The organism is Gordonia bronchialis DSM 43247 (genome assembly GCF_000024785.1).
Lineage (GTDB): Bacteria > Actinomycetota > Actinomycetes > Mycobacteriales > Mycobacteriaceae > Gordonia > Gordonia bronchialis.
On sequence record NC_013441.1, the window covers coordinates 366,610 to 385,411 of the forward strand.

Here is an 18,802-nt window from a genome sequence, read left to right on the forward strand (position 1 = left end):
GTCATGCCGGAAAGTCGGTTACCCAGTCGAAGGTGTCAGGCCGGGTCGGTACGTACTCCAGACTGATCCACCTGTCGTATCCGCGAACCCTCAGCGCCGACACATATCGTGCGATGTCGAGGCTGCCGGTGCCCGGTTCGCCGCGTCCGGGGGCGTCGGCGATCTGCACGTGCCCGATCCGGTCGGCATGCCTGTTGATTACGGCGTCGAGGTCGTCGCCGTTGACGGCGAGGTGGTAGAGGTCGGCGAGCATCTTCACATTGTCGACGCCGTGCTCTTGCGTGACGCGGTTGCAGACGGCGATCGCGTCGGCAGCGAGGGTTAGCGGATAGGCGGGAATGCCGCTGAGCGGTTCGATGAGGATATCGGCGCCGATCGTCGACGCCGCCGCAGCTGAAATGGCCAGGTTCTCGGTGGCGAGGTCGTCCTGTGAGTCCGGGTCGAGCCCGTAGAGGCGATTGCCGTACAGCGCGTTGAACCCGACGGTTCCGAGGCGTCGGCCGATGCCCATGGCCACCTCGACGCTGTCGCGGAACTCCGCGGACGTGTCCGGGTGGGAGAGCAGACCACGGTGGCCGGCGGTGAGGTCACCGGCCGCGAGGTTGAGATGTGTGAGGCGCACTTCGGCGTCGTCGATTGCGGTGATGAAGCGCTCGACGTCGTGGTCGGAGGGGACCGCGGTGTCGAACGGCCACCAGAACTCGACGCCGCGGAAGCCGGCGTCGGCTGCGGCTCGGGGGCGGTCGAGGAGGGGGAGATCGGGGAAGAAGATGGAGCAGTTGACGGTGAGGCGGGCGCGGTCCACGACTCCTAAGCTACGACCACCCCGGGTCTCGTGGCGGTTCCAACGGAATCACATCGGCCAAGTCGTCGGCCGAGACGGCAACCGTCCTCAACTCAGGCCACCGGGCGAGTAGCAAGTCCTCGACACAGTCGGATGTCGCGTACTCCACGAGTGCGCGGGCGGCGGCGATCGGCGGGTGCAGGCGACTGAATTGGTCGTGAATCCACGGGGGCGCAGCAAGAAAGTCCGACCACGGGTGGCGTTTGTCCGGGATCGTTGCCGTCAGCGTCTGAATCGCCGCGACCGTCGGATCATCGTGGGCCACTGACTGGGCCGGTTCGAGCTGGGCCAGGAGCCGACCGTGAAGTGCGGCGGCGTAATCGTGCCAGTAGTCACGCTCGTAGTGCCTGGCAGCGCGAGCAGCGGTGTAGGCGTACGCAAGTCGCTTCACGCCGAAGTCGGTCATCGGGTCGGCCATTCCCACGATGGCGGCTGGATCACAAAATCTCGTAGTTCCAGCTTGATCGTGTCGATAGCGACCCGTTCGATACCTGGATCGTGCGTGGTCAGGATCTCGACGATGTAGTCGGCGACGGCGTAGCTCAACGATTCTCGCGCTACACGCAGAGTTTGGAGCGAATGCTGAAGAGCTTCGTCCACGGGGCCGGTCGCGCCAGCCGGGTGGCATGGGTCGTCGTAGCGGGGCAGACAGTTCAGTCCGTTGGTGAGCAGCCGCTCGGCGAAGTGCCGAAGCGAGTCCAGCTCGTCTGGGCGTTGTGACCGATCTCGAGGATCGATTCGCTCGATCAGCGAGGACCGCAGCCGACGGTAGTAGTCAAGCCAGTACTGGCGGTCCACCGGAGGTTCGGTGCGGGTGTGAACGAGTGCACGGGCTGCGTCGTGCACCGTGAGACGCCGCGTGTTGATCGTCACCATGCTGGGACTTTCCGACTTGGGACGAGGTGGACCGAACACTATGCCCGAGTACCGACAAGTCTCAGATCCCCAACCGGCGCGCCACATCTGGTCCGCCGACCTCCCGGACGAACTCCGGATCCCCGCACACCACAAGTTGATCGCGGGCGCGGGACAGTCCGACGTAGAGACGTTCGCGGGATCGTTCACGTGGCTTCGACTCGTTCAAGGCCAGTACGACGACGCGCCGTTCGAGTCCCTTGAAGCCGAGCACGTGGCCGTAGAACACCTGCTCGGCATCCCAGAAGGTGTCCCAGTAGGCGGCTGTGCCCAGCGCTTGGCGGTCGACCTGTTCGGGATGGCGGCTGCCCGTCGTCAGCAGGGCGATGTCCTCGGGCCGCCACCCCTCGTCGAGGAGCGGGTCGATCTGGTCGTCGGCGGCGTCGAGAGCGTCGTCGGCGTTGCAGGCGACGAACTGCACGTCGGGCCCGTCACCGCCCCGAAGCTGCATACGTTGTCCGACAAGGGGACTGAACGTGGTCGCGATCTGGCGGGTGTTGCGCAGATTGTGGTCGAGGATGAGCGGCACCAGCGGGACCGGTGGCGACCCCTGCCGGTCGAACACCCGCTGGTATTCGTCGCTGAACAGGTAGATGCCACTGGTGCCCGGGTCACGCAGGCAGGCGAGGAGCGGTAGCCACCAGTCGTCGGCGAAGTCCTGCGCCTCGTCGATGACGATCGCGTCGAACCGGTGACCGGGCGGGAGTGCTTCGGCAAGCTCGACCATCTGGTGCGGCAACGTGTGCTCCCAGAACTCGGCGGCCTCCTGGGTGCGTACCGATTCGTCGGGGCCGGCCGAGGCACCCCAGGTGATGCCGAGGTCGTGGAACTCGCCGATGTAGGCGGGTTGCTCGCGGCGTGACCAGTGCGACGTGATGCGCGTGAAGTACGACGCGAGGCCGTGTGAGTAGCAGATGAGTGCGACGCGCTGCCCGGCGCGGGAGAGTCGTCTGGCCTGTTCGAGAGCGAGGAAGGTCTTGCCGCTGCCGGCGCCGCCGCGGATCTCCACCCGCGAGAGTTTGCTGATCGCACTAAGGATGACGGCTTGCTGCTCGGTGATGATCTCGGCGGTGGCGTCATTCTCGAGGGCTCGCGCAACGACGTCACGCTGCGGCAGACCACGCCCACTCAGCGCGGTCTGCAGTTGGTCGATGCCGGTCGGATCGAGCATGGGCAGGCTATTGGTCTGCTGCAGAAGCACATTGCGGATCAACGGCATCAGCGCGTCGAGCTGGGTGCGGTCGATGATCTTCCAGCGCGGGCAATCGGGGAGCGCGAAGTCCGCGGGCACCGCCGAATGCGGCAGCACGACAAGGTGGTCCCACCGCAGCCGTCCCTGCGTCCAGGCCGGGTCGGACTCAACGTACTCCCGCAGCGCGTAACATGCGGCGCGTGCCTGCTCGACGGGGTCGATGCGCTTGGGTGGCTGACCGGCCCGTGCCTGCAGCCACGAGTCGCCGTCGTGCCACACCTCGCCGCCCTTAACCTCGAGGCAGGCGATGCCGGCGCCGTCGATGGCGACGACGAGATCGACCTCGTGCTCCTTGTCGTGGTCGGTGACGCGTTGACCGGCGATGAGGAGGTCGTCGTCGAGGAGTTGGTCGCGTAGCCGAGCCCAGACCTGCTGCTCGGCGGGCGAGGCGAAGCGGGGTGGGTCGGGGATCAGGTGGGGCACGGTCAGCCACTCCTACTCTGGAGACATATACTTGGCAGCTCGTCGCTCACCCACGAGCCGCAAACGACCATCCTCGACGAGTCGTTTGAGTATGGCGCGCGCCTGATGTGGATCGGTCTGACACAGCTGCGCGGCTTGACTTCGTGTGATTGATCCATAGGCATGGACATAATCCATGATCATGCGTTGCTGTTGGAGGGGATCTGCTCCCTTGACGCGCACGTAGGCGTTACGGTCCTGGGCAAGGTCGTAGAAGCGCGCGGTCAGGTGGTACTTGCGACTCCGACCGACCCCACGAGCTTCCAGGATTCCGTACTCGACGAGTCGACCGAGAATCGTCTTGGCCGTCGCTGGAATGAGGTGTAACTCCTCGGCAACCTCGCTGCTGGTCGCGGATCCTGATGACTTCACTTCATGGACGACGCGCAACTCGTTCAGCCGTAGCGGGTTCTGGCTCTCGTTCTCCCAGGTGAGCAGAAACCGCACCAGGTCGAGGTCAGCGTTGCCCAGCGGGACCGTCACCACAACTGAATCGGTTGTGCTGTGCGAATAGTCGGGTACTGCGCGACCTGCTCTGAGTTGCTGCTCGAACATGTCGTTGACGCCCTTGCCTTTTCGTTCGACAAGCCCGGCGCGCTTGAATGCTGCGGCCAGAACGGGACTTCGTGGACGAGACTGGTCGAGCAGGTTGGCGATTGTGACACCTGGTGGAAACCCTCCGGGGTTTGATACCACGAATTCACTCTCGGTGATCTGCACGCGTGTGGGTCCTACCGCTGTGTAGTCGCGATGCACCAGAGTGTTTGCCACGGCCTCACGTCGTGTCAGTGACGGTATGAGTGGTACCTCGACACGGTGGATGCCTGCCATCAACTCCGTGACGGTGTTGCGGGTGTCGATGAGGGTGCGTAGCTGCTCTGCGGCGGCCAGCAGCGGTGCGACGATGGTGACGTTCGCGGATGGGCCGCTCTCTCGCAGATCTTGGAAGATGAACTCTGCATTGGGAACCCAGTGCTGCATCGCTGACTTCGTGCCGAACAGCAGCACTGCGCCGATGCTGACCGGATCGTGTATGGGAAGCAGCCCTAATGCGCTGATGATGTCGTGATCGGACAGTTCGCCGAGGTCGTCGCCCGCTGCTCGACACAGCTGACGAAATCTCTCGAACTCGTTGGAGTCGAGATCATCGAACGTTGCGCCACGGGCCGTTGCCGCAGCGAAGTCTTGACCTCGGGTGACCATTCCCATGCTGACGATCTCGTGGGCCGTCATCGGGGCGCACTCGGGCTCCCCTGTGGACTTGATGACACGCTTGGTGAAAACTCCGAGCTTGGTGCCCACAGGCCCGGGATTTGCGCGCGGGATGTCGATGCGAATGACTTCGTGGCCGGCCACGATCTCCGTGGAGACATCGACCGCGAGCGCGGGCTCGGTGCTCGCCTGTATGTAGGCGGCGACCCGCTCGGGACTGGTCACAGTGCCGTGACGAGGCTTTGCGCCGACGACAGTACCGTCGTCGTCGACACCGATCAGGAGGACACCGCCGTCGCCGTTCGCCAGACACGCAACTGCCTTGGTCAGATCCTTGTCGCCGATGTCTGACCGTTTGAACTCGGTCGTGAAGGTCTCACCCCCCGCTATCAGCGCCGCCGTGTCCATCGAGGTACTCATGGTTCAATTATGCATAACTATGAAGCACTCCCGCGGAGGCTGTCATGGAGTCATAACTTATGAAACTATTGGAAGCTTGAGCCGCCCTGCTATCGGTGGAGGCCAGTCAGCTGGTGGGTCTCCGTCTTGCCGTACTCGTCGATGAGGGTGATTCGCCTGAAGTCTCCCCGCTTCACGTCGAAGAGCCGCAACGAGATGGGTTGCACCTGAACCGGCCCTTCGGCGCAGTTGGGTACGCACGTTCTGCGATGCTCCACGCCGCTCCCTTCGGCCAGCCGGGGTGTCCAGCGGGACCAGCTGATGTTGGTGACGATGATCCCGAGGTCTGCGCAGAAGATCGAGTCGATGGTTCGCGGCTTGATCAGTGGCTTGCCGGTGCAGTCACGGATCACGGTTGGTGCGGGGGCGGCCTGCGCGGTACCCGTGACCGGCACGATGGTGGCCGCGGCCAGCGCGAAGGCGATAAGCCAGAACCGAACGGAGTGCCGCGCGTGTGAGTGCATGAATCGAGTATCGCGCCGGTCACCGACAGATCGGCGCGGTTCGACCAACGCCGGGAGACCGCGGGCGTTGAGAACTCCCCGCCTAGAGTGACGACATGGCAGACACCGCTCGCGCGCCCGGGCATCTCTTCGTGGTGCACGGACGACTCGAGTCGGTGCGCTACGACGCCGTGATCGTCCCGACCGATCGCCACTTCGACGTTTCGTCGCAGTGGGACCGGCTGCTGTCGGGACAAGTACCGTCGCGACCGCGCGGGTGGTCCCGAGGATTCGGACGCAGCGACGGTACCGAGGGGGTCTGGTTCATCAGCGTGTACGACGAGACCGCTGTCACCGGTGCTGAATTGGCTGAGCGTCTTGACGCATTGGTACGCGACATCGTCGGCGAGATTGGCGCCGATGTAGGACGTCTGGTTGTTGCGATGCCGGTGCTCGGCATCCGAGGAGGTGCGCAAGGTGCCCGGCGTGGTGCGGTCGTTCGCGATCTGGTCGACGCGCTAACCACGATCAGCCACCGGCGTGGCGTCGACATCGCGCAGGTGACGCCAGATCGCGCCGTTCACGGGGCGATCCAACACTTTCGGAAGGCTGGTACCTCCTCACTGTGGGAACTCACCGCGGAGGAGCTCCAACTTGCCGGGGAACTCGGAAGCTTCGCTCAGCAAGGACATCTCGCGCTGTTCCTCGGAGCCGGGGTCAGCATGTCGGCTGGACTCCCGAGTTGGGGCAGTCTGCTCACCGAGCTCGCAAACAAGGCACAGATCGCCGCAGCCGATTTCGAGAGTCTCAACGGGTCGCCGCTCGATCAGGCGGAGTTGGTGTCCCTGCATCTGCAGGACCGGCTCGGCTCCGAAGTTGCTGCGTTGGAGCGCGAAGCGACGCAGGTGTCGCTGGCGCATGCTCTGCTGGCCGGCCTGAACTGCATGCAGGTGGTCACTACCAACTACGACGAGCTATACGAGGCGGCCGTCGACGCGACGGGTCACAAACGTCCCGCACTCCTCCCCCGGGAACACGCCGAACCCGGGCGGCCGTGGCTGCTGAAGATGCACGGGGACGTCGGCGACGAGAACGACATCGTGCTCACGCGACGCAGCTTCGTCCGATACGACGCGAACTCACGCCCGGCGGGATCGCTACTGCAGTCGCTCATGATGACGAAGCATCTGCTGGTCGTTGGGACGTCGATGTCAGACGACAACGTTGTCCGGCTGGCCATAGAGGTGGACGACTTCCTCAGGAGCGACGCCACTTTTGGCACCTTCATCGACGTGTCACAACCCTCGGCCAGAGCCGAGCTCTGGCGAAAGCGCTTCCGCTGGCTCAACTGTGCCGGCGATGAGACCGCCGATCGCGTCCGGCGCATGGAGATTGTCCTCGACGCCATCGGCATGTACGCCGCTCAAGACGCGTCCTGGCTGCTCGATCCGAGATTCGCCGGCCTGCTGACCCCCGGTCGATCGGGAGGTGATCGACGAGGCCAGGGCACTGACTCGGCGAGTGCAGCGAGCATCCACTGATTTGCTCTGGCCACTGCGGGGGCGACTGGAGGAGTTGGGGGCCGAACCTCTCTCCAATCTGAAGGAATGGTCCGATCTGCTCGACGAGCTTCCGCACCTTCGACGGGCATCGATGGATCAGCGGCGTGCACCGTACAAGTACGTCGTGCTGCTGTGGGCCGTCACTCGAGCGCGGCGCGGTGCCGACCGGCTCGTTGCCTACAGCGAAGTCCGAGAAGAGCTCGGAGAGCTGTTGTCTCCGTTTAGAATCGCCCGATCATCGCCGAAGGCGAGTGATCCGTGGTTCGCGTTGCGTAGTTCGAACTGGTGGGAGTTGCGAGATGTTCCGCGAGGAGCCACCGAAAACGATGTTGCGCGGCTGGATCTTCAGGGTGGGTTGTCGCGTCTGGTTCACCGCCTCCTTCACGAGGACCCGACGTTCGCGGATGTTGCGACACAACGACTCTCGCGGATGATACGAGACGACTCCGATGGTGCCAGCGTTGACATGTTGCATCGTCGGTTGCGACAGGGTCAGCGGTAGCGCCCGTGAACTAGAAGCCTATCCGTGGCCAAGTGATTTGTGGTCACCGATCTCTTCCGCCCACCACTCTGTGCTGGCCCCCTCATACCGAAGGTGAGCTCGAAAACCATCGACGACTCGCACTGAATACCAGTCCTTACCCCGTTTGTCCCACTGTTTGAAGTCGAGGCTTTTGAACGCAGTGGTGCGCTCCAGCAGGGCCTTCCTCTTTGCCCAACTCGATCGCACTGTACCGTCGAGTTTGCGCAGTGACCGCTGAAACCGTTGCGTCTCGCGAAGATTCGTGACCTTGCTGAACGACGAGACTCCGATGTTCAGGTTCGCAAGGGTTCCGGTATCGTCCTGAACAATGATGGGGCACCGGGTCCAGTCAATACGAGTCAGATCTGGATAGAAGATGAGATGGTCAAGGGCGCTGGGCGCTTGCCACGACGGCTCGGAACTGTGATGGTAGTCGGCTGCCAAGCGTCGGCACCCTTCCAGATACGACCGCCGCGATCGGGCATACTCAGGTCCTGCGTCGTATCCGCTTGGCTGCATCCGGCAGAATTTCTGGATGGATAAATATGCTCCGGGAGACTGCGCTAGCTGTCGGGTCGGGTATCTGAAGCCTCGAAGCATGTATGCGTTGGCGAGGGTATGACACCGCCAGGCACAGATCGAGATAATCGATGACCAGTATCCGCTGGTGATGATCTCCGGTGGAACGCTGGTGGAAACCGTCGATCGAATGGCTGCGGCCAACTGCGCGGGCGATCTCGAACAGTTTCTCCAGGCAACGATCGACGAGTGCGCGACCTCTGTGACGCACCGACGACCTGAAGAGATCATCGCGAACTGAGGGCGAACCTCGCTGATTGCCCGGGTGTTCGGGACCATGCCGGCAGTTCGATATCGAGGAACCGATCTACGCTGGAACCATGGTCAGCGCCGGCGTACCGCACCGACCCTCGGATCGCCCCGCCGCCTCGTCCGAGACGGTCCGCTCTCGAATGAGTCGGCAGCGGAACAAGGACACAGCTCCCGAGGTTCAGGTTCGCAAGATCCTGCATGCCAGGGGTGCGCGTTTCCGCACGGACGTCAAGCTGGAATCGGACCTCCGCACGCGCGCAGACCTTGCGTGGCGCGGGCTCCGGCTGGCCGTCTTCATCGACGGCTGCTTTTGGCACGGCTGTCCCGAACACGCGACCCGACCGGCGTCGAACGCTGAGTGGTGGGCTGAGAAGCTGGACGCCAACGTCGCAAGGGACCGTCGGACGGACGCGCTGCTGGCAGATCGGGGTTGGACAGTCAGGCGCTACTGGGAGCATGAAGATCCAGAGCGGGTTGCCGACGACATCCTGGCAACGTTGCGCCGACTCAGGAGGTGCACCGGGCGTGCTGATCGGTCGCACACGCCGAGATAGAGAGTTGTGGTGCTGGCAGGCCGATGTCGGATTTGCCCCGTTGATGGAGTAGAACTCTTGCATGGGTTCGGTTAAATCTCGGGTACGTGCCGATACTCTCGGGTTTGCTGGAAGCAGTAGTTCCCACTGTGTTCCGACACCGGCAAACTTGGAGGGGTGACGACCGAAGGCATGGAATCCGAGGTCGAGCTCGACGACGCGCAGCGGCGCGTCGCCGAGGCGCCGGTCGACAAGCGACTGCTTGTGGTGGCAGGCGCAGGTCAAGGGAAGACCGAAGTCGTTTCGGCACGCCTTGGACACCTGATTGAGGAGGAAGGGCTCTCCGCATCGTCGGAGCTTTTGGTCTTGAGCTTTTCGCGGGCAGCGGTCCATGCCGTACGCACGCGGCTCTCGGAGCGAGACATTGCCGAGCTCAACGTCAGGACCTTCGATTCGTTCGCATCGCAGGTACTAATCGACGCCGATGAGGAACCACAGGCGGGATTTGAGGCAAGGATCCGACAAGCCACCGGAGTCCTGGCCGAGCATGCCGCCGGAACCGAATGGATCGACGATCTCTGCCACGTTGTCATTGATGAGGTCCAGGACGTGGTTGGTGACCGGGCGGCACTGGTGCTCGCGCTGCTGGAGAGGCTCGACGAGCATGCAGGATTCACCGTTCTCGGAGACCCGCTTCAGGGCATCTATGACTTCGCCCGAACGGAGTCCGCCGACCAGACGACATCGGCGGAGTTCCTCGCCCGGGTGGCAGGTGACTTCGGTGCGACCGAGGTCGCGCTGTCCAAGAATCACCGAGCCCAAGGGCAGGACTGCGTCCGAATCGCGCAGCTAGGTCAAGAGTTGCGGCGCACGGACGACGCAACCGAGGCCTTGTCTGTGTTGCGCGCGGTCCGTGAGTCGCTACCGCAGATCAGCCGTGTGGATAGGTGGGAATTCCTCGGTGACTACTCGGGGCGGTCTGCGGTGCTATGCCGCACGAACGCTGAGGTCTTGCGCATTTCTCGACAGCTCGTCGACGCCGGAGTTCGCCACGCTGTGCGCAGGCCCGCGCAGGCCTTTGGGGCGTCAAAGTGGATCGGACGTGCGCTGGGGCCCCTCGTTGGACCTGCCGCCGCGCGATCGGAGGTTGAGACTCGACTGGCGCAGATACTCGGGGCGGAAGCCTACGAAGCGTGGTATCTCCTCAAAGCGGTGGACGTACGGTCGCGCAGCACGGAGCAGATCGATCTCGGACGTGTGAGGCGCGCTGTCGCCGCGGCCAACGTCCCGCTCGCCTTAACCCAGGATGATGTCGTCGGAGTCGTTGTCTCGACCATCCACCGTGCGAAGGGCTTGGAGTTCGACAACGTCTTTCTCGCTGACTGGCGCGATTCGTTCGCCGGTGAGCGTGATGATTGGGAACAGGTCCGGCTCGAGTATGTGGCGCTCACACGCGCATCGCAGTCGATCGTCAGGATCGAGACCCCGCGATCGCGGTCCGTGATCTCTGAGAGCGGTTGGCTACCTGGCCGGCACCAAGAGCGTGCCGGGACCAAAGGAAGGTTGCGAGCGCGCGCCATGGAGATTGGCTACGACGACGGTTACGTCTCGCGGCCAGTGGCGGTCGGAGAGCAGTCCGCCTCCTCGATCCAGGAGAACCTGGACCGCGCCATCCCCGGCACCGCAGTGAATGCGGTTCTGGACATCACCCGATCGGATCAACTGCGGCCTATCTACGCGCTGACCGTTGGCGGATCTCCGATTGGTGTCACCACAGAAGATTTCGGGCGGGAGTTCGCGGCACTCTTCAGGGTCCGCCCTGGGCAGTGGCCCAGCGAGCTCACCGACATGGTGTTGGTATCGGTGGAAACGACAGCAGGTGATCCTCGTATTGCAGAAGAAGCCGGTGTGGGACCCGGAGGGTTCTGGTTGGTGCCCAGGGTCGCGGGTTTGGCACGGCCACTGTGGGATGTCATGGAGAAAGTGGGATGAGCGTGGACGACGTTCTGGCAGAGAAGTATCGCTTTCGGGAGGCGATGGTCGACGCCTTGCGGGGTGACCTTGTCGGGCCTGGCGAGGGCGACGACGAAGTGATCGGCGAGGCGCCGCTGAGTCGATACATCATCGGTGCGCTGTGGCCGCAACCCGCGGACGAAGAGGACGCCGAGGCCACCGAGCAAGCCGCCGAGGCCGAGCCGACCGGCGCGGAGGCCGATGGTGAGTCCGATGAGGGCAGCCCGGTCGCGGAGTCCCGCATGCGATTCCCGTCCTCGGTGGGTCTGACGTTCTCGGTGCGTGCGTCGGCTGAATCAGTGGTTATCGCCCCGAGCGCGGGACGCTACGAGGAGCTGACCGACGATGACGAGGCAGCGCTTGGATGGCGACGCCACGAGGTTCCCGCAAAGACTTTCGCGCAGCAACTACAACGACCTGGCGTCTACCGGGATGATGTCGCGGACGGCCTGCAGCTCTATCGTTACGTGCGCCCAGAGCGGGATGGTGTGGTCACCGTGACCGTCGCCCTCAAGAACACCCATACCGCCATCAAAGGTGACCTGCGCGACGGGATCTCGTGGTTCCAGGTGGGCATTGCCGTACAGACCCAACACGCCGACATCGTTGATCGATCGGCCGCCCACAACATCGGTGTCGATCCCGACCTTGACACCGCGGCCTTGATGTACCGCAACGCTCATACGTTCGCGATCGGACATGGGTGCGCAGCCGAGTGGGATCTGGACGAAGTGCACGACGGCGCGGTCTCGAAGGTTGCCACCACGTTCATCCCGTCGCACGAGGTCCACCGGGCCAAGCCGGGAGTCGTCACGGGCATCGACTTGCACATGAAGACGTTGGCCGAGCGGCCCATCGGAGAGATCAGCACCAACCTTCGGGGATTGACAAGCCAATACCGTTCGTGGATAGACACTTTGGAGGGCGAGGTCAGCACCGGGACCGCACGCGTCGGCGGCGATCTGCAACCGGTCGCGGAGCGCCATCTTCGAGAGATGCGCAAGGCCGCCGATCGGATCGATGCCGGCATCCGGCTTCTCGAGGACGACGCCGACGCGCTGCGTGCGTTTCGTCTGGCGAATCGCGCGATGCAACTTCAACGTGCACGCCAGGATTGGGTGCGAGGTGGTGCGCAGGGAACTGTGGGCGATGGCGCCGACGCACGGTGGCGTCCCTTCCAGATCGCCTATGTACTGCTCAATCTCCCGGGCATCGCCGACCCCGCCCACGACGACCGGGGGATCGCCGACCTCCTGTGGTTCCCCACGGGCGGCGGCAAGACCGAGGCCTATCTCGGGCTCGTGGCCTTCGTCATCCTCCTGCGTCGAATCCGCAACTCGGCGGCATACGGAGTCGCCGTCATCATGCGGTACACACTGCGTCTCCTCACCATCCAGCAATTCGAGCGCGCGTCCATGCTCATGTGCTCCTTGGAGACGGTTCGCAAGAGCAATCCGGAGCTGGGATCGCGTCCCTTCTCGATCGGACTGTGGGTTGGCGCGGGCGCCACTCCCAACAGCCTCAGAGAGGCGCGAACGTCACTCAAGAAGCTCGCTCGTGGTGAGGAACTCCAGGAGAAGAACCCTGTCCAGCTCACCCAATGCCCCTGGTGCGGAACCTTTCTCGATCACGAGAACTACAAGGTGGCGAGAATGCCGAGCGAGCACCTCAACATCGCGTGCGGTACATCATCGTGCGACTTCCGCAGCGGGTTACCCGTTCACGTCATCGACGAGGATGTCTACCGCGAGCGGCCGGAATTGATCCTGGGCACCGTCGACAAGTTCGCCATGATGGCGTGGAACGAGAACGTCGGAAAGCTGTTCGCCCGCGACGGCAAGGGCACCCCGCCGGAGTTGATCATCCAGGACGAGTTGCATTTGATCTCCGGGCCGCTGGGATCGATGGTGGGTTTGTACGAGACGGCCGTCGATGCCGCGTGCTCGGTCCCGTCGATCCACGACGAGTACAACAGGGCGCGACCAAAGGTGATCGCCTCCACGGCGACGATCCGCCGCGCCGACGAGCAGATCGAAGCGGTATTCGCCCGTTCGGCAACCCTTTTCCCGCCGCCGGGCATCGATCCCGATGAGTCATTCTTCGCCGAGCCCTCGGGGAAAGACCAGCTCGGCACCCGAAGGTATGTGGGCGTGATGGCCTCCGGGACCAGCCATGCAACCCTGCTCGTCCGCGTCTACGCGGCATTGCTCCAGGCAGCCAAGGACATCGAGGGCGACGACGCCACTCGCGACCCGTACTGGACCCTGCTGGGCTACTTCAACAGCCTCCGTGTGTTGGGTAGCGCGAATCTCCAGGTCGAGGGAGATGTCAGGGAACGTCTCGGGGTTGTGTCGAAGCGCAATGGCACAGCGCAGCGTGAGCTCAAAACGGTCAATGAGTTGACCAGTCGTGTTCCTTCTTCGGAGATCCCGGGAAGGTTGAAGGCATTGGAACGCAAGCTCGGTGGTGGCAACGCGCCCGACGACGTCGTCTTGGCGACCAACATGATCTCCGTCGGTGTGGACATCGACCGACTCGGTCTGATGACCGTGATGGGTCAGCCGCAGGCCAGCGCCGAGTACATTCAGGCGACGAGCCGCGTGGGTCGTCAGCATCCTGGCCTCGTGGTCACGATCTTCAACTCGGCCCGTTCTCGTGATCGTTCGCACTACGAGAGCTTCCGACCCTTTCACCAATCCCTCTACCGTGCAGTCGAAGCGACGAGCGCGACGCCCTTTGCCGCTCGGGCAAGGGATCGCGGTTTGCACGGCGTTCTCATCGCGATGACGCGGCTACTGGTAGGTGAGTTGGCAGGAAACGATTCGGCTCATCTCGCAGCCGACTACTGGGATGACCTGACCAAGGTCGGAGACCTGATATCCGAGCGAGTCGGACGAGTGGCCCCGGACGAGCAGGCCGCAACCGAGGATGAGATCGCCGCGCTCCTGAAGGTGTGGGCTGACGAGGGCGAAGCGCGAGAGAACATGAAGTACCAGAACAGCCGGAACCCTCAGGCGGCACTCATGGTGCGCCCGGAGGACGCGCTCACCAGCGAAGAGATCGAGTATTCGCAGCGTGAGGTTCCGTGGCCGACCCTACAGAGCATGCGCGACGTAGACGCCGAGAGCAGCCTGCACCAGATCCCTATGAGGAGGAAGAAGTGAGCATCGCCGAGGCCAAGGCCCGTCGCAGCCAACTGCTCAGTACCTACGGCATCGGTGGTCTGTTTCCCTCGGAGACATCGAGTTTCATGATCGTGGGACTGCACGAATGGAACGAGGAACGATCCCCGGTCATCAGTGAGCCCCGGCTTGCTCGATCATTGCGCGTCCAGGAGCTGAAATCGCCTCCGGCCGGCGGAAGGAAAGACGTCCCGGTCGTCCGCTTCCCCGAAACCCAGATCTGCCCGGGATGCCGCCGCATCGGCACCACGGCTGCGCTCGGAGGGGACTGGAACGCATCGAACTGCAAGTGCAAGGAAGGCAGGGCGGGCGCCGCGCTCTCACCGTTTCGTCTGATCATCGCGTGCCCGCGCGGACACATCGACGAATTCCCCTTCTACCAATGGCTGCATCGCGACGCGGGGGATCGAGCGGCTGTGAAACACGAGATGCGGATGGTGTCACTCGGACGGACATCATCACTGGACGACCTCGTCCTCGAATGCAGCTGTGGCGTCAAGGAACAGACTCTCGAGAAGGCCTCGCAGGCATCCGCGATGAAGGGAATCACCCGCTGCCGGGGACGTCGTCCGTGGCTCGGTGAGGACCACTCGGAGGAGTGCGGCGAGACCCCACGTGTTCTCCAGCGTGGCGCTTCGAACGTGTGGTTCCCCGCGGTCCTGTCGGCGATCTCGATTCCGCCCTATTCGGAAGCCTTGGCGAAGTTCGTCGACAAGCATTGGGCGGCGCTCGAAGATCCGGAAGCGGTCAACGATGCGTTGCTCCGGAACATCGCCAAACAGTCCCGAGGTCGATTCACGGTCGAGCAGATCGTCGCCGAGGTCGAACGCCGCCGCGGCGAGGAGACGGCGGAGGATATCGACGAGGAGCAGTTGCGTCGGCAGGAGTTCCAGGCGCTCATGGACGGGCGCGAAGAGGACAAGGACGAATCCGACTTCGTCTGTGAGAAGACCGTGATCAAACGCCAGTTCTCCGGAGACGTTCCCGGCCTGTTCACGGATCTGCGCAAGGTCACGCGATTGCGGGAGGTACGCGCCTTGCGCGGATTCTCTCGCCTCAGCGGCTCCACCGACGAGGGATCGTTCTGCTCACTGTCACCCGAACCCCTGTACTGGCTGCCCGCCATCGAGGTCATCGGTGAGGGAATCTTCCTGGCACTCGACCGCGACGAACTGACCGATTGGGCTGCAACACCTTTCGCTCAGGGGCGGCGACGCAAGCTACAGGATGCCGCCGACAGACAAGGGATCGCCTTCAAACGTCCACCCACCCAGGTCGACATCGCCAAGGTCGCTCTGCACACGCTCGCACACATCCTCATCGACCAACTCTCCCTCGACGCCGGCTACCCGGCGTCCTCGTTGCGGGAGCGCCTCTTCGTCGACGACGAGATGGCCGGCATCCTGATCTACACCGCCAGCTCCGATTCCGCGGGCAGCCTCGGCGGTGTGGCCTCCCAAGCCGACCCGGAGAAGTTCGCCGCGGCGATCAACGAAGGACTTGACAGGCTCTCCTGGTGCTCCTCGGACCCTGTCTGTATCGAGTCGCCCGCCTCGGGAACCGACGCTCTCAACATGGCTGCCTGCCACGCGTGTGTGCTGGCCCCGGAGACGTCGTGCGAGCTCAACAACACCCTCCTCGATCGCGCTCTGCTGTTCGGGACCCACGAACCGGGCGAGGAGAGTGCAGGCCTGTTCAGTGTGCATCTGGGCCGGACATAGGCTGCCCTTGGGGCAGTATCGAGGAGGCAGAGCACATGGCTGACATCGCCGCAGGTGAGCGCGTCATCGTCCGCGACGAGGAGTGGCTCGTGCGTGCCGCGCGTGCCACCGACCTGGACGGCACGCGCGTCGAGGTCACCGGCGTCAGCGAGTTGGTGCGGGATCAGGATGCGGTGTTCTTCGATCACCCAGAGCTCGATACCGTGCACCGGCTCGACCCGCGAGCGGGCACGCTCGTCGCCGACACGTCACCGGGATTCCGCCGCACGCGCCTGTGGTTGGAGTCGGTACGACGTGGCAGCCCGATCCCGGCCTCGGACACCCGCATCACCGTCGGCCACGAGGCATTGCTCGACCGGATGGACTATCAGCTCCGGCCGGCCGCGCAGGCACTGAAGAACCTCCGGCCACGCATCCTCATCGGTGATGCCGTCGGACTCGGCAAGACACTGGAGATCGGCATCCTGCTCTCCGAGCTGATCCGTCGCGGACGTGGTGAACGCATCCTCGTGGTCACCCCGCGTGCGGTGCTCGAACAGTTCCAGCAGGAACTGTGGACCCGATTCGCCATCCCGCTGGTCCGATTGGACTCCGCAGGTATCCAGAAGGTCAAGCAGACGCTGCCCAGCTCACGCAATCCCTTCAGCTACTACAAGCGGGTCATCGTCTCCATCGACACACTCAAGAACCCGGCGCGGTACAAGCACCATCTCAAGAGCCAGCATTGGGATGCCGTCGTCATCGACGAATGCCACAACCTGATCAATCGGGGAACGCAGAACAACGAATTGGCGAGATTGCTGGCATCACAATCGGATGCATTCATCCTGGCGAGCGCGACGCCACACAACGGCAAGCAGGAATCCTTCGCCGAGCTGATCAACATGCTCGATCCGACCGCCATCGTCGACCCGAACGACTACAAGGCCAAGGACATCGAACACCTCTACGTTCGTCGACACCGCAACTCCGCCGACGTGAAGCTCGACGTCTCCCACAAGTGGCGTGAGAGACGCAAGCCCGACATCGTCGGGGTGTCGCCGACCATCGCCGAACGAGCCGTGCTGCGCGAACTCGAAGACGTGTGGCTACACCCCACCGGTGACCCGGTCATCGAGGGCAAGGGACGCCAACTGTTCCCCTGGACCCTCTACAAGGCGTTTCTCTCATCGCCACGCGCCTTGCGCGCGAGTATCGCCCGCAGGCTCCGGACCATCGACAACGATAGGGACCGGGAGTCGGTCGCCCTGCAGCGGCTCGATGACCTCGCGGAACGAGCCGAGGCGACCACTCCCGCCAAACTCGAGGAGCTCGTAGCCTATCTGGGCAGGATCGGCGTTGCCGCGTCGTCCGACGAGCGCGTGGTGATCTTCTCCGAACGCATCGACACACTCGACTGGCTGCAGGCGGAACTCCGTCGCAGACTCAAGTTCCCGACCAAGGCGATCAACGGACTCCTGGCGGTGGAGGTGCTGCACGCGGGACTGTCCGACGAGAAGATCCAGGCGGTGGTCGAGGGATTCGGGCAGAAAGCTTCTCCCATCAGGATTCTCATCGCTTCCGACATGGCATCGGAGGGTCTGAATCTGCACAAGGAATGCCACCAGTTGGTGCATTACGATCTGCCGTGGTCGTTCATCCGCATCCAACAGCGCAACGGACGCATCGATCGATACGGCCAACTCCATTCGCCTCAGATCGCGGCGCTCGCGCTTGCCGCTGAGGATGACGTCACCGACGATCTGAACGTCGTCACGAAACTGCTGCAGAAGGAACACGAGGCCAACCGCGCGCTCGGCGACGCCGAGGTCCTCCTCGACCTCCACGACTCCAAGATCGAGGAGGAGACCGTCATGGAGGCCATCCGTACCGGCCGCGACCTCGACGACCTCGTACCCGAGCCCACCCCTGAGAGGCTCAATCCCTTTGCACGACTGATGGTTCAGGGTGGGACCCACGAGAGCGAGCCGGCACCGGAAACCGCGGCCCGGCTGTCGTTGTTCGACGACGACGACAACTACCTGACCGATGAACTCGCCGACATTTCCGCCGACGGCGGTACCGACCTCGACATCCATCGCGAGGACGAACAGGATCTGGTCGCCTTCAAGCCGCCCCAGGATCTTCTCACCCGCTTTCGGGACCTGCCGCCGGACTATCTGCGCGAGCAGGAGATCGAGAAGCGTCTGCGCTTGACGGGCAGCCCTGACCTCGCCAGGGATCGACTGACGCGTGCCCAACGAGCACAAGATAGTTCGTGGCCCGACGTGCACTTCCTGGCCCCCATCCATCCGGTGCTCGACTGGGCAGGGGATCGCGCGATCGGCCGATTCGGGCGCAACGAGATTCCCGTCGTCACCGGCGCCGTCGACCACCCCCATTTCCTCACCCAGGCTGTCTGGTCCAACGATGCAGGCCGTCCCGCCATCGCGCACTGGGGTGCGGTGACCGGCCTTCCCGACGCCCCCGAGGTCGTCGATTTCGAGTTCGTCGTCGAGGTCGCCGGGCTCAGTGAGGCGGCGGGCAACCCAGGGGTACCCGACGACGCCCTCGAGCCGCTCCAACATCTGGTCCCCGCGGCGGTCGACGCAGCCCGTAACCACATCCGTGCCAGACGCGACGACTTCGAACACAATCTGATCGACCGTGTCGACCGCTACCGCGCCGACCTGACCAGGTGGGAACAAACCGCACTGACCATCGCCGCGGAGCCCGGCAAACGCACGGACGCCCGACTGGAGATCGAACACACCGCAGACAGCTGGGCCTCGATCATCGACTCGATGGCCGCGTCTGGTGAACCGTTTGTGCGGGTCGTCGGCGTCATCATTCCGAAGCCCAGAGGGTGAG

14 protein-coding genes are annotated in these 18,802 nt (G+C 63.7%); 7 read left to right on the forward strand and 7 right to left on the reverse strand.

Annotated elements, in window-relative coordinates; all coding sequences use genetic code 11:
- Position 1 precedes the first annotated feature (1 nt).
- The 6 genes from GBRO_RS01660 to GBRO_RS01685 all read right to left on the reverse strand — a co-directional run bounded on the left by GBRO_RS01660 (position 2) and on the right by GBRO_RS01685 (position 5,608).
- Positions 2 to 805, reverse strand: a complete 804-nt coding sequence (locus GBRO_RS01660; protein WP_012832266.1) for a hydroxypyruvate isomerase family protein — start codon at positions 803 to 805, stop codon at positions 2 to 4.
- 10 nt (positions 806 to 815) lie between these two features.
- Positions 816 to 1,262, reverse strand: a complete 447-nt coding sequence (locus GBRO_RS01665) for a hypothetical protein (protein ID WP_041919669.1) — start codon at positions 1,260 to 1,262, stop codon at positions 816 to 818.
- Positions 1,247 to 1,642, reverse strand: coding sequence for a hypothetical protein (locus tag GBRO_RS01670; protein WP_147290615.1), 396 nt, complete (start codon positions 1,640 to 1,642; stop codon positions 1,247 to 1,249). Before GBRO_RS01670 ends, GBRO_RS01665 begins: the two co-directional genes overlap by 16 nt.
- 139 nt (positions 1,643 to 1,781) lie before the next feature.
- On the reverse strand, positions 1,782 to 3,434 hold the full coding sequence (locus tag GBRO_RS01675; protein WP_012832269.1) for a nuclease-related domain-containing DEAD/DEAH box helicase: 1,653 nt from the start codon (positions 3,432 to 3,434) through the stop codon (positions 1,782 to 1,784).
- Positions 3,435 to 3,446: 12 nt separating this feature from the next.
- Complete coding sequence (locus GBRO_RS01680; RefSeq protein ID WP_196775869.1) at positions 3,447 to 5,105, reverse strand: RNA-binding domain-containing protein; 1,659 nt, start codon at positions 5,103 to 5,105, stop codon at positions 3,447 to 3,449.
- 89 nt (positions 5,106 to 5,194) lie between these two features.
- Positions 5,195 to 5,608: a hypothetical protein gene (locus tag GBRO_RS01685; RefSeq protein WP_012832271.1), complete on the reverse strand. Its 414-nt coding sequence runs from the start codon at positions 5,606 to 5,608 to the stop codon at positions 5,195 to 5,197.
- Between the two features lie 95 nt (positions 5,609 to 5,703).
- Here GBRO_RS01685 and GBRO_RS01690 point away from each other — a divergent pair, with 95 nt between their 5' ends.
- The gene (locus tag GBRO_RS01690; protein WP_012832272.1) at positions 5,704 to 7,128 is read left to right on the forward strand and encodes an SIR2 family protein; all 1,425 of its coding nucleotides are present in this window, start codon (positions 5,704 to 5,706) and stop codon (positions 7,126 to 7,128) included.
- A gap of 541 nt (positions 7,129 to 7,669) precedes the next feature.
- On the opposite strand, the gene GBRO_RS25880 is transcribed toward GBRO_RS01690, so the two are convergent.
- Positions 7,670 to 8,116, reverse strand: a complete 447-nt coding sequence (locus GBRO_RS25880; RefSeq protein ID WP_147290616.1) for a hypothetical protein — start codon at positions 8,114 to 8,116, stop codon at positions 7,670 to 7,672.
- 223 nt (positions 8,117 to 8,339) lie between these two features.
- On the opposite strand from GBRO_RS25880, the gene GBRO_RS26185 reads away from it, so the two are divergent.
- The 6 genes from GBRO_RS26185 to GBRO_RS01720 all read left to right on the forward strand — a co-directional run bounded on the left by GBRO_RS26185 (position 8,340) and on the right by GBRO_RS01720 (position 18,801).
- Positions 8,340 to 8,492, forward strand: coding sequence for a PDDEXK family nuclease (locus tag GBRO_RS26185; RefSeq protein WP_155825221.1), 153 nt, complete (start codon positions 8,340 to 8,342; stop codon positions 8,490 to 8,492).
- A 79-nt stretch (positions 8,493 to 8,571) separates the two neighbouring features.
- Complete coding sequence (locus GBRO_RS01700; protein ID WP_012832274.1) at positions 8,572 to 9,057, forward strand: very short patch repair endonuclease; 486 nt, start codon at positions 8,572 to 8,574, stop codon at positions 9,055 to 9,057.
- Between the two features lie 156 nt (positions 9,058 to 9,213).
- Positions 9,214 to 11,028 (forward strand): UvrD-helicase domain-containing protein, encoded by a 1,815-nt coding sequence (locus GBRO_RS01705; RefSeq protein WP_227892834.1) that lies wholly within the window; start codon positions 9,214 to 9,216, stop codon positions 11,026 to 11,028.
- Positions 11,025 to 14,213 carry a helicase-related protein gene (locus GBRO_RS01710; RefSeq protein WP_012832276.1) on the forward strand — a complete coding sequence of 1,063 codons (3,189 nt, stop codon included), beginning with the start codon at positions 11,025 to 11,027 and terminating at the stop codon, positions 14,211 to 14,213. The genes GBRO_RS01705 and GBRO_RS01710 overlap by 4 nt, the downstream gene beginning before the upstream one ends.
- On the forward strand, positions 14,210 to 15,952 hold the full coding sequence (gene drmB / locus GBRO_RS01715) for a DUF1998 domain-containing protein (protein ID WP_012832277.1): 1,743 nt from the start codon (positions 14,210 to 14,212) through the stop codon (positions 15,950 to 15,952). Before GBRO_RS01710 ends, drmB begins: the two co-directional genes overlap by 4 nt.
- Before the next feature lie 35 nt (positions 15,953 to 15,987).
- Positions 15,988 to 18,801, forward strand: coding sequence for a DEAD/DEAH box helicase (locus GBRO_RS01720; protein ID WP_012832278.1), 2,814 nt, complete (start codon positions 15,988 to 15,990; stop codon positions 18,799 to 18,801).
- Position 18,802: the final 1 nt, after the last annotated feature.

Coding starts and splice junctions, on each gene's coding strand:
- GBRO_RS01665 (WP_041919669.1), bottom strand. CDS start 1,262: ATGGCCGACCCGATGACCGACTTCGGCGTGAAGCGACTTGCGTACGCC.
- GBRO_RS01680 (WP_196775869.1), bottom strand. CDS start 5,105: ATGAGTACCTCGATGGACACGGCGGCGCTGATAGCGGGGGGTGAGACC.
- GBRO_RS01685 (WP_012832271.1), bottom strand. CDS start 5,608: ATGCACTCACACGCGCGGCACTCCGTTCGGTTCTGGCTTATCGCCTTC.
- GBRO_RS01690 (WP_012832272.1), top strand. CDS start 5,704: ATGGCAGACACCGCTCGCGCGCCCGGGCATCTCTTCGTGGTGCACGGA.
- GBRO_RS01700 (WP_012832274.1), top strand. CDS start 8,572: ATGGTCAGCGCCGGCGTACCGCACCGACCCTCGGATCGCCCCGCCGCC.
- GBRO_RS01710 (WP_012832276.1), top strand. CDS start 11,025: ATGAGCGTGGACGACGTTCTGGCAGAGAAGTATCGCTTTCGGGAGGCG.
- GBRO_RS01720 (WP_012832278.1), top strand. CDS start 15,988: ATGGCTGACATCGCCGCAGGTGAGCGCGTCATCGTCCGCGACGAGGAG.